Below are 14,362 nucleotides of genomic sequence, written 5' to 3'. Positions count from 1 at the left end.
CGTCATACTGCTCTTCCGACGACTTTATCCTTTTTTCGTCATCTGCTTTTTCATCTCTGCTTCTGCTTCCTTCTGCGCTTTCAGTTCCTCCTGAATCCTCTTCACAGCTAGCTTTGTGGCGTTGTGCTTTTTTAGCTCATCCACCACCTCTTCAAACAGATGCTCAATATCTTCAACACTGTCGATATATGCATCGATCTCTTTCTGGGTCGGTCTCTTCTCTTCTGCGATTGTTCCTTCATAAAGGAATTCCGATAAAGTAATAATGTCATTGTTCAGCAGCATTGGCATCTTAACCTCAAGTCCCATGCCAAAACGCACCCCGGTCTTTGCCTCCGTGTAATACTTTTTATCCAGCTCCCTGATGAAGCCAACGCCAAAACTCACTTTATAGTCTGTTTCATTAACTCGAATAATCATGTCAAACTCCTTTCCGGTTTTTCTATAATCAGAAAGAGAGCGGATCTACGCCGCTCTCTTATGCTCCTGTTTTCTGTGTGTCCTTAAATACATATGCCGCAACTTCCTGCTGCTCCGTAGTCACTGTGACATCACCGGCCGCGCCGGATCCATTGATTCCAAACGTCAGGCTGCACTCTACATAATCCTCTGCAGAAGATGTCTTCTCAAATTCTGTCAGATACCCCTGGAAATATCTTCCCTTGAACTTGTTGTCGCCTGCTTCGGCCGGTTCATCCAGATTGGCCTCCCAGATTTCCATCAGTTCATCGTCATCCATTGCATCTTCCAGATCATCGATCATCTCATCGCCTTTTGCAAGAATAGAAGTCACGGTAACCTCGGACTCTGCAGCGCCGGGAGTCCGGATCGGACCATCCTTTGTAGCCGTAGAATCTGCATCCTTACTCTTTGTCCGTCCGTTTTCCGTTGTGAATGCCAGAGTGGCTCCATCTACCGTTGCGGCTTTAGATGCGATCCTGTACAGATACACAAGTTTCTTTCCCTGTACTGCCTCTGCAAATGTCTGCAATGCATATTCAACAAATTCCGGTGCTGCATAATGCTTCGCCAGCTTTTCTTTGATTTCTTTTGCTAAAATCATTTTTATACCTCCATTTTTATGAAAATTTAAACTCCACTTCCAGCAGCCCGTGCAGAAGTGGAGTCTTTGTTGTGTTGTCCGGCAGGATCCGCTGATTCACGTTTGCGATCATCCAGCCATATCCTGCCGTATGTTCCAGACCATAACAGATCTTTTTGATATCAAGCAGCATCTTTGACACCGTCCCCCGCTGCCTGGGGTTGTTGTGCCAGACATGGATCGTCTGGTACACACTGCCGATCACAGCGCCTTTTGTCTGCCGATCGGACTGCTGGCTATCTGCAAGGTAGATAAACGGATACGGCGTGTCCTCCGGCGGGAGGAAGGTGTCATACACGTCATATTCCGTCTTTTTCAGCTGCAGAAGCAGCTCTGTGAATAATTCCTGCTGTGGATCCACGTCTGATCACCTCACTCTACCAGTTTTTGCATGTCCTTTCGAAACTCTTTGGATTGCTCCTCAAATGCGGGTTTCAGATAAGGCTGTGCTTCCATCTTTCGTGTGCCCAGTTCCACATAGGCTCCATAATCTGCTTTTGGCTCCACCTCTGCAGACATACCTCCGTCTGTGAATTCAAGTCCGATGCTACGCTTCAAATACCCGGTATCTACCGGCGCCTTCTGCTGCGCTTTCGCCAGCATCTCGGCTCCATTATGCCTGACTACTTTCTTCACGTCTTCCATCTGGACATTCTGCTTCAGCTTCTTCTGCAGTCTCTCAAGTCCTACAACCTTAATTCCACCCATCACTGCACCTCCGATACTACAAACGTATGCTTTGTCCGGAGCGACCGAGAAAAATCCACGCTGTAGACCTTCTCTCCCACCCGGATCCGGTCAAACGGCTCCTCGTAGTGGTTCTGGATCTGGATCGTCAGGCTGCCCTGCTTCGGACCATCATAGACAAACTTCAACATGACTGCTCCGGTATCCATAATAGAGGCGTACCGCTGGGTTTCCTCCACAGTATCCTCGCCATAGTTCCCGGTCTTCGGATCATACTCGCCAGGAGTGATCCTCTGAAAGCATATTGGTGTATCATATCTCATATCCAGCGGATCCCTCCTTTTGAAACATCAATGTTCTTTGCATCCTTGTATGCCTGGATATCATCCATGTAAGCGTCAAAATCCGAGTTCAAGAAGCCCACGCTCTCTCCTTCTACCGTGTGGGACTGGAAACCTTCAGAGCCGATCCGGTTATACCGGACGATTGACACTTCCGTGATGATGTAATTCAAATCATCTTCCGGATCGATACCGCCCAGAAGAACCTTCAGCCTTGCCCTGGTGGTAGTGAGAATCCAGTTCAGCTTCTGATCCAGCTCCTCATCCTTTTGGCCGGACAGCCCCAGCATCCGTTTCAGATCTTCCAGCATAGTACCACCGCCTTTCTATTTCTTCACAGGCGTTTCCTCTTTTACCTCTTCGATCAACGGCGTCCCCTGCTTATTGTCCTTTCCGGACAGTTCCTTCAGACGATCCTCAGATACCTTGAGTCCTTTGCGGGGGTATTCATCCCCCACATTGTACTCACGATAGACCACACCGCTTTTTGTCTTCGTTGCATCCTGCAGATCGTGAAAATGTTTGATCACCTTATACATGGCTTATCCCTCCTACTCAGATGCTTTAGATGTTACCGTCTGCGAACCTGCCTTCAGAGCCAGGTATTCCGCATCACACTCTACTACGGTAATGGTCTTACCAGTCTCCGCAGTGATATCGCTGGCTCCGTCCCAAGCAGTCCAGTTTCGAACACTCTGCTTATAGCTCACTTCAGCAGCGGCGTCTCCCACTTTATACTTATAGGAGTTTCCATCACCCTTGGGCTCGGTGATCGTGATTTTGGTATCACCTTCAGCTGTTCCAGCGATGGATGCTACTGTAAGAGTTCCAAGCTGAGATGTTCCAGCCTCCAGTTTCACGAATGCCTCATCTTTCACGATCATGAATGCCACATCCATCGTCACACGAAGGGCCGCCAGTTCCTGCTCAAACAGATTCACCGGGGTACCATCTGCATTTTTCAGGGTAGACAGCTGTGCGGACTCATCGATTTTGTAGGACATTCCAAACGGGATACCATAGTACATGTAATCGAAATCACCTGCATACAGGTTTCCTCTTTCCAGTCCTTTCAGATCAGCAACCGGGAGACCGTCGATGGTATTTGCGCCTCTGTCATACAAGGACTCCACGATTACACCATTCTCGATCTTGTTCACATTCCGGAGTGTGCTGCGGTTCTTCTTGGTGGAAATAAAGGCGTTTACATCGTAGTCCTCGTTGTTCAGGATATCCTCCATCTCAAGGATATTGTCGTAAGAGATTCCACCGCTGACCAGGTTGCCGGCAGCCAGAGCAGATTCATCTACAGACTGTGGGAACGGGTTTTCCATATTAAGGATCGCAGCTTCATCAAACTTCTTGTAAAACGCCTCTGCGATCTTCGGCTTCATCTGCTCGAAGAAGTCAGACATCTTATAGTGCAGGAACTCCCGAGAGCAGGGAATGATAACACCTAGCTTCTTTGCCACCATTGTCACCTGGAGCCACTGCGGTTTAGACGTCTGGATCTTCTCACCCTCACCTACCCAGTAAGCGCCAGGCCCTTTCGCAAAGTATTCAAACTTCTTTTCCTTGCTGTCCATCTCTTCGTACTTGGCCAGCTGCATCACCTTGCTACCGTCCATGACATCTTTTAGAATCAGTTTATTGTACTTCTCCGGGATGGTTCCATCCTTGTGTTCGTACATGGTCACATTGTCCGGATTAAATGTCTGCCCGAACAGCTGCAAATTCATCTTCTTCAGCATCTTTTTGTTTACATTCATGTTCTTCATACCTCCATTATTTTATGATCCTAGCTTCTTTCGCCATCTCTTTGATGTTAAGTTTCTCTTTCCCTCCCACAAAGCCACCGCCCTCTTTCGGGGTAGTCTGCCGTGCTTTCCCTTTGACGGCCTCATTCACAGCAGCGTTAAACAGCTCCGCAAAAGAATCGACAGCCTTTTTCGTTTTTTCAGCATCTTTGGACACCATAAATTCCAAAAGGTTGTCAGAGATATTGATCCCCTTCTCGGACAGCTGCTTCCTGGCTTCATCCCTCATTCCCGAGAGCGTCTTCTCGTCCTCCAGCTCCTGAATCCGCTTCTCCAGCTGCTGCTGTTTATACTCGGCTTTTTCCTGGGCGTTCATCTTGGCAAACTTCTTTGCCTCATCATCATCTTTCTTCCGCTGTTTTTCCCACTCGGCTTTTTTCCGCTTGATGAGATTGTTCACCTCTTCCACGGTGTACTTTTTCTCCGGATCCGGATCGTCGTCATCATCTCCACCATCGTTCGGATCATCTCCGTCCGGATCTGATCCGCCTCCAGGATTTCCTCCCGATTCGGAGCTTCCTCCATCGCCACTTCCAGAGTCATCAGCAAATAACTGTAATTTTAAAAGATCTTTTAATTTCATGAGTTATAATACCTCCATTTTTGTATTCCGTAGTTTAAGGCCTCCACGCCTGGCCACCGTAGCTTTGGACGGTTCCACGCCTGCCGTATCCGTAAGGTTTTCTGACACTCACGCCTGGTCATTCGATCCGGACATGATCCGGAAAATCATCAGCGATCTGACAGACGCCAATGAAAAAGGAATCCACCAGAAGCGTTCCTGCTTCCGACAGATCCCAGTAATGTATATCAGCCCTTCCGGGTGATATCTCATATTCGATTTTGTCGCTAGCTAGACTCTCAACAGATCTGATCAGCCCCTGCACCAGCGCCGTCACGCCGGCACAGACAATATCCTTCCCGGCCTCTGCATAATTCGCATGGCCGTCCACCGTGATCCCGTCCTTCCGGACGCTCACTGCAATCAATCACACCACTCCTTTGCTGTCCCGGTCATTCCCCGCCGGTGGGAGATGTCTGGATCACCGCCTCTCTACTCTGCAAAAATCCAGTCTTCAGCCAACATGTCAGCTTGAGAAGCAAGCCACCCCATCTGTACACCTGATGTCCCGACAAAAGCAATAGCCATATTTCCGATGGCTTCATGTTCACAATTCTGTACACTTCCGTCCGATGTAACATAGCTAATGTTCCTAGCCAGTTCGATATGCTGTTTTTTCCCGTTCCAGCCCTGGCGCTTCACTTTAAGTCCGCGTTTCATGTACTTGATGGCATCACCAAAGCTGAAAGTCGGAGTTCCTCCCAATATGGTTGTATTTTCTTCTGTAGCTGGGATCCACTCGTCAGACAGTACATTTGTCAAGGTATACTCAACACGCTGCGTTTCTCTGATATCAAGCAGATCCTTTCCAGTATCCGAGTCAACCGCCCGGCATTTCATCATAATCGTTTCTTTTTCCGGATCCCAATACCAATAGCCTCCCCATGACGGAAGTTTCATCGGAATTCCTTTCTTCATGTTCTTTAACGCCTCTGTAAATTTCATGTTCTTCACCTTTCCTTTCTTAAAAATGGATATAAAAATACCACCGGCCATTTCTGACTGGTGGTACCTATTCTGCAATCTCTGCTAAATGCTTCTTAGTCTTTATTGCCTTTTCTAAATCATGTATATAATCTTTATATCCTGACTGATCGTACTCTACGGATGTTTCCCCATCAGGATTATATCCAAATAGGCTTTTGTATTCAGCGCGAAGTTCTTTTAAGCGATCAGTATCTTTACCATACCACATTACTTTATCACTCTCCTTATACGTTCGTCCATTTCTTTTGATGTTTCTGGGAATAATGTGTTAAACAAATCTAATACCTTCTCATCTTGATTATATATCATTCTGCCATATTGCGCAAACGCTTCTTTTTCGAGAGCTAGCTTTCTATCCCAGTATCCTGGCTCTCTATGCCCCCACCCCAAAAAGATACTTCCTTTGCTACATCCATGTATTATATCCGATATTCCCCTATACTCCATCCTCATTTCAAAATCCGTTGTACCGGTTTTAAAAGAATCAGGAAATCTTTCTTTTAACATTTCTTCAATAGATTTCCCATACCCTTTTGACATATTTTGTAACCTGCGGAAGTCTTGTGATATTGAACGGGAAAAGGCTCCATTCTCTGTCAATCCATAAGTATCATCTATTTCATGGAATAATTCATGTGCCACAGAATCTGATTTTGCATATTTTGACAAATATACCGTATTTTCTTTTGATGAGTATCTTGTTTTACTTCCCTTAGCACGTTTTATCGTTACCCTCTCAAGAGATTGTTCAAGTAGAAGCTTTACATCCATACTTTTCATTTTTGATAATCCAGCTTCAAACTCTTTTCGCTGCTTCGATATTCCGGAAATTTTCTCGAAGATAGCTCTTCCACCATCGGACTCATCCTCCTTTTTCTTTTTCAACCGGTTCCACTCTTCCGTAGTTCCACCCTTACTCAGATGGTCCAGCCATTCCTCATAATCTTCGCTGTCCTCGTAGGCGCTGGTACTGCATTTGCAACGCGGATGCATCGGTGGGGCATTCGTCCCCGGCATCATCTTTGCTACCTTGAAGTGCTTCTCATCCAGCGCCTTGCAGATTGGACAGGCATTGCCCAGAGCAAGGAATGTGTATTCCTCAAAGCCATTCCGCTCAAAAGACTGCTTTTGCGCTTCCGTCTGCACCCTGGCCATTTCTGTGATCAGTAGCCGCTCCGCATTACTCTGGCTGACGCCAAACCGCTTTCGTAGATGAGCGGCCAGCTTCCGCGGGTGCTGTCCCTGGATCAGCCCCGTCTGCAACAGGCTGTTCAGTTCATTCTTGAGCATATCCTGGTACATCCAGATCCGGTCAGAAAAGGTAGCATTGTGGAAGGAGGCATTCACAATCGCATTAGCGGCCTTGGCATTGTCCTGGATCGTCTTTCCCAGAATACCGGCCTGCCTCTCAAACTCGGCGATTGTCCGGTCAGTCAGCTTTTCATCGTAGTATTTCTGGAGTTCATCGAACCCGGCTACCATCTCAAGCCCTATCTGTGCCTTCAGGAGTTCCAGGCGGTTCACTTTCATGGTCAGATTGTACAGCCGCATCTCTTCATTTGCCTGCTGGGAGAAATTCTTCTCCTTCACATACTTGGCAGCCTTGCGTCCCAGTGCCTCGATATCAGCTTTAGCAGCACGCTTTTTCGCTTCTGCCAGAGTGATGCCTTCCTTCTTGGCATACTTCCCATAAAAGCCATTGATCTCCTTCTCGATCTCATCGATCATATTCTGGTAGATCTCTTCGATGTGCTTCCGGTACTCCTGCTCGTCCTTTATGTCATGCTTCCTCTGCTCCGCTTCCCGGTTCTTCCAGTACGTCGTGCTGTCCATCTGCCGCACCTCCAAACATCCGCCTCATCACCGCATCTTCCTGATCCTCTTTCTTTTCCGCATTAATCCGATCCATTTCTGCCTGTACGTCCTCGATAAAGGATGCAAGACTCATCAGCGTTTCCTGACTAATCTCCATGCCAGCATCCACCAACGCTTTCAGCTCTTCAAGGATGGCCTTCGGAAGGTTGGGCGTAAATGTAATTGTCAGGTTCCCTAGATCCGTATTATCCGCCTCATTCACAAAGTTCTTGATGTTCATGAGGAGCCGGTATCGCCGCATGAGCCCCTTCTTGAAGCCACGCTGTCCTGACTTCGCAATCTGCTGGAACCCGAACAGCTTATACTTCATTGCCTCGCCAGACTGCGTACCAGCAAACGCCTCGTCTGTCAGATCCGGCACCATAGATATCTTGTGGATATCCTTCTGCAGCCGGTCCTTATATGCCTCTGATCCGGTGACATCGTACTGCTTGTACACATACTTGGCATCCGTCTGTTCTCTGCTTCCATCCGGATTGATCCCTGAAGACAAAAGCAGCAGATTAGCCATTTTCATTTCCACTAATTCTTTAACCGTATATTTCTGCAGATTCAGGTCACCTGTGATCACCAGTGTTGCCTCATTCAAGTCTGTCATATAATTTGCCGTATCAGACTGCGCTGCATCATAAGCGTCAATCTGCGGGATCACATCCTCGTAGCCGCCCATCCGGTATCTGTCCGGGGAATACTCTGTGACAGGAACTTCTCCCCATTCATGGGGCTCCCTGTTCTCTTCTTCCAGCTTTAGTGCCGCCATTTCGCAGGTTTTATATGATATGACTTCTGTATCCGTATAAACAAAGACCCTGACTCTTTCCTGTGTACCGATCCGATACCTCGGATACCGGACCGCAAACAATGGCGTCCGCTCCACATCCGTTCCATAGCAGACAAATGTCTCGAACACGTTGCTGATCACCGATCTGTCCTGGTCTTTTTCATTTCGGTACTGTAGCTCATAGGCCCGTCCATATTTCTTCATATCCCGCCAGAGCTCACTGTCCAAAGCTTCAATATCGTTTGCATCATCATATTCTTTGATGATCTCGTTCACTCGGTCAATGTCACTAACCTTCTTGATCGGGACACCCGTGTTGTATCCAACATCAAACACATTTATGACCTTGGCAAAATTATGGGCTACCCTGTGGTCAGCCCGTTCTTTTTCTGTCCTTCGGCTTTCATCATCGTAAATCCCGTCATTTCTGGCCTTCATGTAGTTGTCCAGAGCCGCCAGCCTCGGGCACTGCACCTTGTAATGATCCATAATCATTTCGATCAGTTTCCCAGTATCCCCCAAGATTTCTTCTGCGATGTCTGCCCGGTAAGTATAGTTTGTCTCCGGCCCGTAGAGCTGCTGGAAGCTCCGATGCGAATGGTATGGCCCGTCTATCCCGTGTTCAAATTCATTTACTTTCAGCATTTCTTCTGCCATCGTCACAACATTCCTTTCAATCGTCTTGCCTGGTCCATCTGACTCTGTCCAGGCAAATCTATCTTGTTCACCGTCATATCCGAATAGATACCGTACCGAATCGCACAGAGGACGTCATCATTCTCCTTCAGGGGCTCCCCGGTATTCTTCTTCCAGATGTACTTATATATCTCATCCCGGAACCTAGGGCACCTGGAATACACGATGAAGAACTGCCGGTTCGTCATCAGTGTGGCCACGGCCTCTATCCCGGACAGCACCCGGTTATTTCCCAGGAAGGCGTTGATTCCTGCTTCCTGGAAGGAAGCCACATGCTCCGGCCTGGCCGGATCGCAATAAAAAGGGATATTACCAAATCTCTTGATAATATCCTTCGCCACAGCTAACCAGCCGCCTATATGTTTATGCTGCGCGGCGTGCTCTTCAATGACATAGTAGCTGCCAGCTTTGACGCCAATCACAACAATCGCGCCCCAATGCTCCCAGCCCCAGTCCACGCCGGCCAGCACACGTTCAAATAGCAGGCCCCGCGCCTGCTCCGGTGTGATCACATGTACATTCTGATCAAAATCCGGATAGACAACTCCTTCCCCGGATACCCAAAGCCCTTTAATACCCCGATCAGAAAACATTCCCTTCGGCGTAGTCTCAATAATGTTCCGGACATACCGGGGATCCAGGAAGGTATTGTCCTGCAATGCAAAATGGAAGCTTAGGATCCCCTCTGCCGGAGACTTAATATAATCCTTTAGCAGCCAGTGTTCCGGATGATCCGGGTTCGTATCGGCAATGATCCGGGCTCCCGGACCGCTGCACCTGGCCTTAATCTCATCAAACACTTCCTGATTCGCCAGAGAAGCCTCGTTGATATATGCACCAAAGGATGTCATACCTCTGATCCGTCCAAGTCCACTGATATTCCCGTGGGAAGTCTGCACCACCTTCACCCCAAACAGGTTGAAGTTATTGAACCGGTCAAATTTGAACTCGAAACCATACTTATTTGACAACTCTGTGAGGATATTGTCCTGAATGTTTCCCATTGAGTATCCGGCTAGAATGTATTGAGGGGTGTCAATACCCAGCCTGTTCGCAATTCCCCGGACCCTCATCAGCTCCTGCAGGAAAATATCATTGTCCAACTGTGTCTTCCCGGAACGCTTCGCCCCGTGGTTGATTAGCATAAACCAGTCAGTATTCCGGCAGGCTTTCAGGATCTCGATCTGCTTTGGTGTGTAGATGCTATTCAGATTCATCTAACGCACCCCCGATCGCCTCGAACAATTTCCGGACCTTATCCTCTATCGGATTCTGATCGGATCCCTGGATCTGCTCCGTCTTCGCTTTCAGCTGCTTGATCCGAGCCTTCTGCTCCTTCGTGGCCAGATCCCAGTTCTTATGCAGCAGCTCCTCATACTGCTTAATCATGGTGGTCAGCTCCTTCTGGGCTTTCGCCTGCGCCTGCAGGAAGGAAGCCTGCTTATCCCATGCCTGCTGTACTTCCCAGCGTTCGCCGATCACATTGCCATCCTTCTTCTCAACCTTCTCAACTGTTTTGTCCTCTTGGTCTCGGACATGCATGATCTGCTGGGCTCTCATAATGGCTGTGTATGCCAACTTGATCTGGTCCCACAGAAGATCCAACGGATCGGCCGTGTCCAGGGAATAAAAAATCTCCCTGGTATCCTCTGGAAGATACCGGGAGAACAATCCATGCTTCACAGCATTCTGATTTCCTTTTGGGGCACCATGCCCAACAGCATTCTTATTGCCCTTTGGGGCGCCTGGTTTTTTATGCGAACGTTCGTTTTTTTTATCCGAACGTTCGTTATCCCATTTGTATGTATGTTTCCATCTTCTTACTGTGCCTTCCGGGAGATTTAGTTGACTTGCAATCTCAACTAACTTCATACCCTGCTTATACATTTCTTCGGCTTTGTAAGAATCCGGACTCCTCTGTTTCGGCAATCACCTCACCTCTGTTTCCGAATTTTATGCATTAGAAAAACACCCCGGAGGGTGCCTGTTTAAAATCAATTTAGTTTTTTGGTATATAAATTTCCATAAAAAACTTAATGAATTTCAAACCAAATGATGTTATCTTATATGATTCACTTCTTGGGACAGTTTTAATCCTTTTTAATTTTGGATTTTTCTTCCCTTTTGCAATTTCTTCAACATATTTTATAACATTTTCTATATTTTCATTCATTTTTTCATCGTTTCTGCTTTGAATCAACCCCAAACGTTCGAGCTTTTCTCTTATAACATTGGCCTGGGAATTATCAATTTTACATTCCTCCATCAACTTATATATGTTGTCTGTATTATCTTGTTCCATATATGGAGATCCATATAATTTTAGGAAGCGTAAGTCCAGTAAATTCAATTGAGAAAGCGTATCGTAATACATGAGGATAATATCCTCCTGCCAATTTATTCCCCCTGCTATATTTATAAGTCCATTGACAATTAATTCTATTTTTTCTTCTTGCTTTTCATTTGGCACAAAGTCAGAAACCAATGGGAAAATTTTTTGCTTAAACTTTAGTCGTAATTCCTCCTCCAATTGATTCAATCTTTCATTACATACTTCTTGATTATCATGGATATTTTTAATATACCTTTCCCAATTATGTTCCCAACGTTTTTGCTGATATGCAACCATGATGCCCCCAATTCTTGGAGAAACTAAGCTTACCGCAGCCCCTGCTGCTTCTACCGCAGTACCTTTAACCATTTCTTCTGCTAATACAGGTATTATGTCTTCGGCAAGAACCTCTCCTATCGTTCCTTTTGTCGCAACAACTAAATCTTGTATTTTTTCTTTCACTTTTTCTCCCTCTCCTCACACTGAAAACCCTACTTCAATAATATTCCAATTCTCGACAGATTTCAACAGGAAAGACGCCCTGGCATGCAGAGCGTCCTTCCATTTTTGAGGGAGTAAGTGAAAAAGATATAGACCACTTCCGAGCCGTCCGATCTACCTTCTGGCTCAAGTATTATTATAAATGTGATTTTTGTGAATTGTGTGAAAGTTGCAAAAATGTATCAATTTTTTTGCTCACACTACTACGATCAAGATGTACCGCCTTTGCAACATCTTTTTGCCGGCGTCCTTCGATGAAGATCATCCGGAAGATTCTCCGGGTAAGGCTGTCCTCTATGCCCTCGATGAAATCCTCAATCTCTGCACATTCCTTCTCCAGCTTCTCTTTCCTGTGCCGGTCACGCTCCTGCAACCTATTATACTTCGCCTGGTCAAATCCAACGACTCCCTGCGGTATGGGAGGATAACTTTTGCTGTAATCCAGGATCACATCATTCCCGATCAGAGAATCGTCCCGATACCTGTTCTCAATGATCGCTGTCAGCTCCCGGATCTCTGCCTTCTTGCTCCGGTAGCTCATCAGTATTTCTTTGGTCATGTCCACTTTTATCATCCTCCCCTATGCCATACTTCCCGGCCAGGTATTCCAGCACGGTCTTATTGTCCTCTTCCAGGATATCCGCCGGCACCGGATCCGATCCGCGAAGCTCCCCGGACTGGATCCCGTTCATCAGCCTGTCGATCAGGTCACGCACTGTCATCGCCGTGTCTCCATCTGCCGTCCCTGCTCCCGGATCATGCCCCTGGCCTGGTATGCAGGGCGCCGGAAGCGCTCCTTGGCCTTCTTGCTGACCGGCAGTTCCTCCAGCCCTTCATAATGCCTCTGCTGATCAGCTTTCATTTCCTTCCTGTCTCTACGTTCCTTCACTGCAGCACCTCCTCATCAAGATATAAAACCCCATATGCTTTGCCGTTTGCTCCCTTCCACAGCTGTACATCTCCCTCATACTGAAAGACCGTCTCCCCGTTGTCCCATATCACAGTCAAGAGCATATCATCGCCAGACTCTACCGTGTTGATCACCAGGGGCTCCGGATACGGTGCAGTTGTTTGTTCTGTCGATGGCTCTGCAGCTGCCCATCCGATCACGACGGCACACATAATTACGATCATAGCCAGCAGGCCAGCAAATGCTTTATACATGCTATTCCTTTTCATCTCATTTTCACCCATCCTTTTTTCATAGCGTAGACATTCAAATCCTGCTCTGCTTCTTCTCGTGTTTTTCTCCAGGGCAGTGCTCGACACCCGTGCCAGCCATCTTTGCCAGGCTTATTATAAAATGCCTTAAAATCCTGCTGACCAATCCCTCCGCGCACCATGTATGTCCACCCTCTGTAGTCTTTGTATACACTTGGTATCACCTTTTATCGCCTCCTCCACTAAATGTCAGTTTAGTTATCAAAGAATGTTTCATAATCAAACCATTTATTTTTTATGATATTCCCGATAATTTTAATCGAACTTCCAAGACCTTTGTGTGCAACTCTTACGTATTTCCCTTTCATTTTTAAAAGATCTGATTCTCCGACCGTGTCCATGATTCTCATGATTGCTTCACATCCTTTTTCTGATCCGCTAAAGAAATCATCATCCGCGCCAACATATCCTTTTCCTAAAACATAACCCCCATATACACAGCCGCAACCGCTCCATTCAAGAACAAGGTCTAAACACAAACACCCATGATTTTCCATGTTTAACGATACGTTTGTAATCTGTGCATTTTCTACTTGATACCCTTCATCAACAAGCTTTCTATATGACCACTTTTTCATTTTACACCTCCACTAAATCCTAATTTTCTTCATCACTACTCAACAGCAGGTCAAACAGCTCCGCCAGCTTGCACCTGTCACAAATCTGATCCGTCTCATCCTGCGACCTGCACCGTCCAGGATACTTACAATATTCGTCACAACAGATCTGCGGGATCTCGGTCATGTCCTCGATCTTGGCCAGTTTCTCCATCGCTCCGGGAAGCAGCGACTTATCCTTAATCACCGCTACCCCGTCATGATATTCTGTGTATCTCATATCAATCATTCCTCCTGATCTTCAGCTCCAGCCCTATATCCTCCCGTAGATCGTCAATGATCTCCTGCCACGTTACATAATCATCCATCAGGCACTCTGCCTTCAGGTTTAACCGGTTTATGAACCGGCTGATCCGTTTCTTTCCGAACTCGAATTCATCCCGAAGCGTTGCAGCGCTCAAGACGGTGATCGTATCGATCGTCATTTCCTTGATCTTTACACTAGCCTGGTCAAGTTCTTTCTTCGCCAGCGCCGTATGTATCCCGGTAAGATTCCGGAAATGTATTTCCTTCTCCAGTGCCTCCACTCCATCTTCCTTGACAATCTTCAGCGCCAGGAGAAGTCCGTCATCCCGGCCGGCCATATAATCACTCATTTTCTTTCCCATTGTTCTTTACCTGTTTATTAGAAGCCCGGTATACCCTTGCCCCGGCCGGAGGCTGGCTCCTTTCTTATTTTTCTGTTCTCCTCTTGTATCTCTTAAATTCAATCATGAGTTCATGATATTGCCTATTGATCTGTCTCATCTCACTGTACGACGCATCCGAACAACATCGCCTTCT

The 14,362-nt window shown here is 46.9% G+C and carries 25 protein-coding genes; all 25 read right to left on the bottom strand.

Features of this window, described 5'->3' with window-relative positions; translation table 11 throughout:
- Positions 1 to 24 precede the first annotated feature (24 nt).
- The gene (locus tag ABGT54_RS03185) at positions 25 to 420 is read right to left on the bottom strand and encodes a tail assembly chaperone (RefSeq protein ID WP_346662809.1); all 396 of its coding nucleotides are present in this window, start codon (positions 418 to 420) and stop codon (positions 25 to 27) included.
- A gap of 58 nt (positions 421 to 478) precedes the next feature.
- On the bottom strand, positions 479 to 1,063 hold the full coding sequence (locus tag ABGT54_RS03180) for a phage major tail protein, TP901-1 family (protein WP_346662808.1): 585 nt from the start codon (positions 1,061 to 1,063) through the stop codon (positions 479 to 481).
- 16 nt (positions 1,064 to 1,079) lie between these two features.
- Positions 1,080 to 1,463, bottom strand: a complete 384-nt coding sequence (locus ABGT54_RS03175) for a hypothetical protein (protein WP_204931586.1) — start codon at positions 1,461 to 1,463, stop codon at positions 1,080 to 1,082.
- 11 nt (positions 1,464 to 1,474) lie between these two features.
- Positions 1,475 to 1,810: an HK97-gp10 family putative phage morphogenesis protein gene (locus ABGT54_RS03170; RefSeq protein ID WP_346662807.1), complete on the bottom strand. Its 336-nt coding sequence runs from the start codon at positions 1,808 to 1,810 to the stop codon at positions 1,475 to 1,477.
- A complete protein-coding gene (locus tag ABGT54_RS03165) occupies positions 1,810 to 2,112 on the bottom strand; it encodes a hypothetical protein (RefSeq protein ID WP_346662806.1) in 303 nt (100 codons plus the stop codon). The genes ABGT54_RS03170 and ABGT54_RS03165 overlap by 1 nt, the downstream gene beginning before the upstream one ends.
- Complete coding sequence (locus ABGT54_RS03160; protein WP_307999330.1) at positions 2,109 to 2,441, bottom strand: phage head-tail connector protein; 333 nt, start codon at positions 2,439 to 2,441, stop codon at positions 2,109 to 2,111. Before ABGT54_RS03160 ends, ABGT54_RS03165 begins: the two co-directional genes overlap by 4 nt.
- A 15-nt stretch (positions 2,442 to 2,456) precedes the next feature.
- A complete protein-coding gene (locus ABGT54_RS03155) occupies positions 2,457 to 2,669 on the bottom strand; it encodes a hypothetical protein (protein WP_346662805.1) in 213 nt (70 codons plus the stop codon).
- Positions 2,670 to 2,681: 12 nt separating this feature from the next.
- Positions 2,682 to 3,899, bottom strand: coding sequence for a phage major capsid protein (locus ABGT54_RS03150; RefSeq protein WP_346662804.1), 1,218 nt, complete (start codon positions 3,897 to 3,899; stop codon positions 2,682 to 2,684).
- A gap of 16 nt (positions 3,900 to 3,915) precedes the next feature.
- The gene (locus tag ABGT54_RS03145; protein ID WP_346662803.1) at positions 3,916 to 4,530 is read right to left on the bottom strand and encodes a DUF4355 domain-containing protein; all 615 of its coding nucleotides are present in this window, start codon (positions 4,528 to 4,530) and stop codon (positions 3,916 to 3,918) included.
- Between the two features lie 118 nt (positions 4,531 to 4,648).
- On the bottom strand, positions 4,649 to 4,927 hold the full coding sequence (locus tag ABGT54_RS03140) for a ribosomal-processing cysteine protease Prp (RefSeq protein WP_346662919.1): 279 nt from the start codon (positions 4,925 to 4,927) through the stop codon (positions 4,649 to 4,651).
- A gap of 74 nt (positions 4,928 to 5,001) precedes the next feature.
- Complete coding sequence (locus tag ABGT54_RS03135; RefSeq protein WP_346662802.1) at positions 5,002 to 5,514, bottom strand: DUF2829 domain-containing protein; 513 nt, start codon at positions 5,512 to 5,514, stop codon at positions 5,002 to 5,004.
- Between the two features lie 67 nt (positions 5,515 to 5,581).
- Positions 5,582 to 5,764 (bottom strand): hypothetical protein, encoded by a 183-nt coding sequence (locus tag ABGT54_RS03130; protein ID WP_307999323.1) that lies wholly within the window; start codon positions 5,762 to 5,764, stop codon positions 5,582 to 5,584.
- Positions 5,764 to 7,389, bottom strand: coding sequence for a minor capsid protein (locus ABGT54_RS03125; protein ID WP_346662801.1), 1,626 nt, complete (start codon positions 7,387 to 7,389; stop codon positions 5,764 to 5,766). Before ABGT54_RS03125 ends, ABGT54_RS03130 begins: the two co-directional genes overlap by 1 nt.
- Positions 7,337 to 8,869: a phage portal protein gene (locus ABGT54_RS03120; protein ID WP_346662800.1), complete on the bottom strand. Its 1,533-nt coding sequence runs from the start codon at positions 8,867 to 8,869 to the stop codon at positions 7,337 to 7,339. Before ABGT54_RS03120 ends, ABGT54_RS03125 begins: the two co-directional genes overlap by 53 nt.
- Positions 8,870 to 8,871: 2 nt before the next feature.
- Entirely contained in the window at positions 8,872 to 10,125 is a 1,254-nt protein-coding gene (locus ABGT54_RS03115; protein ID WP_346662799.1) for a PBSX family phage terminase large subunit, read from the bottom strand.
- A complete protein-coding gene (gene terS / locus ABGT54_RS03110) occupies positions 10,112 to 10,837 on the bottom strand; it encodes a phage terminase small subunit (protein WP_346662798.1) in 726 nt (241 codons plus the stop codon). Before terS ends, ABGT54_RS03115 begins: the two co-directional genes overlap by 14 nt.
- Before the next feature lie 70 nt (positions 10,838 to 10,907).
- A complete protein-coding gene (locus ABGT54_RS03105) occupies positions 10,908 to 11,702 on the bottom strand; it encodes a hypothetical protein (RefSeq protein ID WP_346662797.1) in 795 nt (264 codons plus the stop codon).
- 175 nt (positions 11,703 to 11,877) lie between these two features.
- Positions 11,878 to 12,300, bottom strand: a complete 423-nt coding sequence (locus ABGT54_RS03100; protein ID WP_346662918.1) for a hypothetical protein — start codon at positions 12,298 to 12,300, stop codon at positions 11,878 to 11,880.
- Positions 12,230 to 12,463 (bottom strand): hypothetical protein, encoded by a 234-nt coding sequence (locus ABGT54_RS03095; protein WP_346662796.1) that lies wholly within the window; start codon positions 12,461 to 12,463, stop codon positions 12,230 to 12,232. Before ABGT54_RS03095 ends, ABGT54_RS03100 begins: the two co-directional genes overlap by 71 nt.
- Positions 12,460 to 12,630, bottom strand: a complete 171-nt coding sequence (locus ABGT54_RS03090) for a hypothetical protein (protein WP_346662795.1) — start codon at positions 12,628 to 12,630, stop codon at positions 12,460 to 12,462. Before ABGT54_RS03090 ends, ABGT54_RS03095 begins: the two co-directional genes overlap by 4 nt.
- A complete protein-coding gene (locus tag ABGT54_RS03085) occupies positions 12,627 to 12,920 on the bottom strand; it encodes a hypothetical protein (RefSeq protein WP_346662794.1) in 294 nt (97 codons plus the stop codon). Before ABGT54_RS03085 ends, ABGT54_RS03090 begins: the two co-directional genes overlap by 4 nt.
- Positions 12,917 to 13,126, bottom strand: coding sequence for a hypothetical protein (locus ABGT54_RS03080; RefSeq protein WP_346662793.1), 210 nt, complete (start codon positions 13,124 to 13,126; stop codon positions 12,917 to 12,919). Before ABGT54_RS03080 ends, ABGT54_RS03085 begins: the two co-directional genes overlap by 4 nt.
- Positions 13,127 to 13,156: 30 nt before the next feature.
- The gene (locus ABGT54_RS03075; RefSeq protein ID WP_346662792.1) at positions 13,157 to 13,540 is read right to left on the bottom strand and encodes a hypothetical protein; all 384 of its coding nucleotides are present in this window, start codon (positions 13,538 to 13,540) and stop codon (positions 13,157 to 13,159) included.
- Positions 13,541 to 13,559: 19 nt separating this feature from the next.
- Positions 13,560 to 13,799, bottom strand: a complete 240-nt coding sequence (locus ABGT54_RS03070) for a hypothetical protein (protein WP_346662791.1) — start codon at positions 13,797 to 13,799, stop codon at positions 13,560 to 13,562.
- A gap of 1 nt (position 13,800) precedes the next feature.
- Positions 13,801 to 14,187 carry a hypothetical protein gene (locus ABGT54_RS03065; RefSeq protein WP_346662790.1) on the bottom strand — a complete coding sequence of 129 codons (387 nt, stop codon included), beginning with the start codon at positions 14,185 to 14,187 and terminating at the stop codon, positions 13,801 to 13,803.
- Positions 14,188 to 14,362 lie beyond the last annotated feature (175 nt).

Origin of the sequence: uncultured Merdimonas sp., assembly GCF_963929015.1 — a bacterium.
In the GTDB taxonomy this organism is placed as follows: domain Bacteria; phylum Bacillota; class Clostridia; order Lachnospirales; family Lachnospiraceae; genus Merdimonas.
The sequence above is the reverse complement of the archived record's forward strand: the minus strand, read 5'-3'. Positions and strand labels throughout refer to the sequence as shown.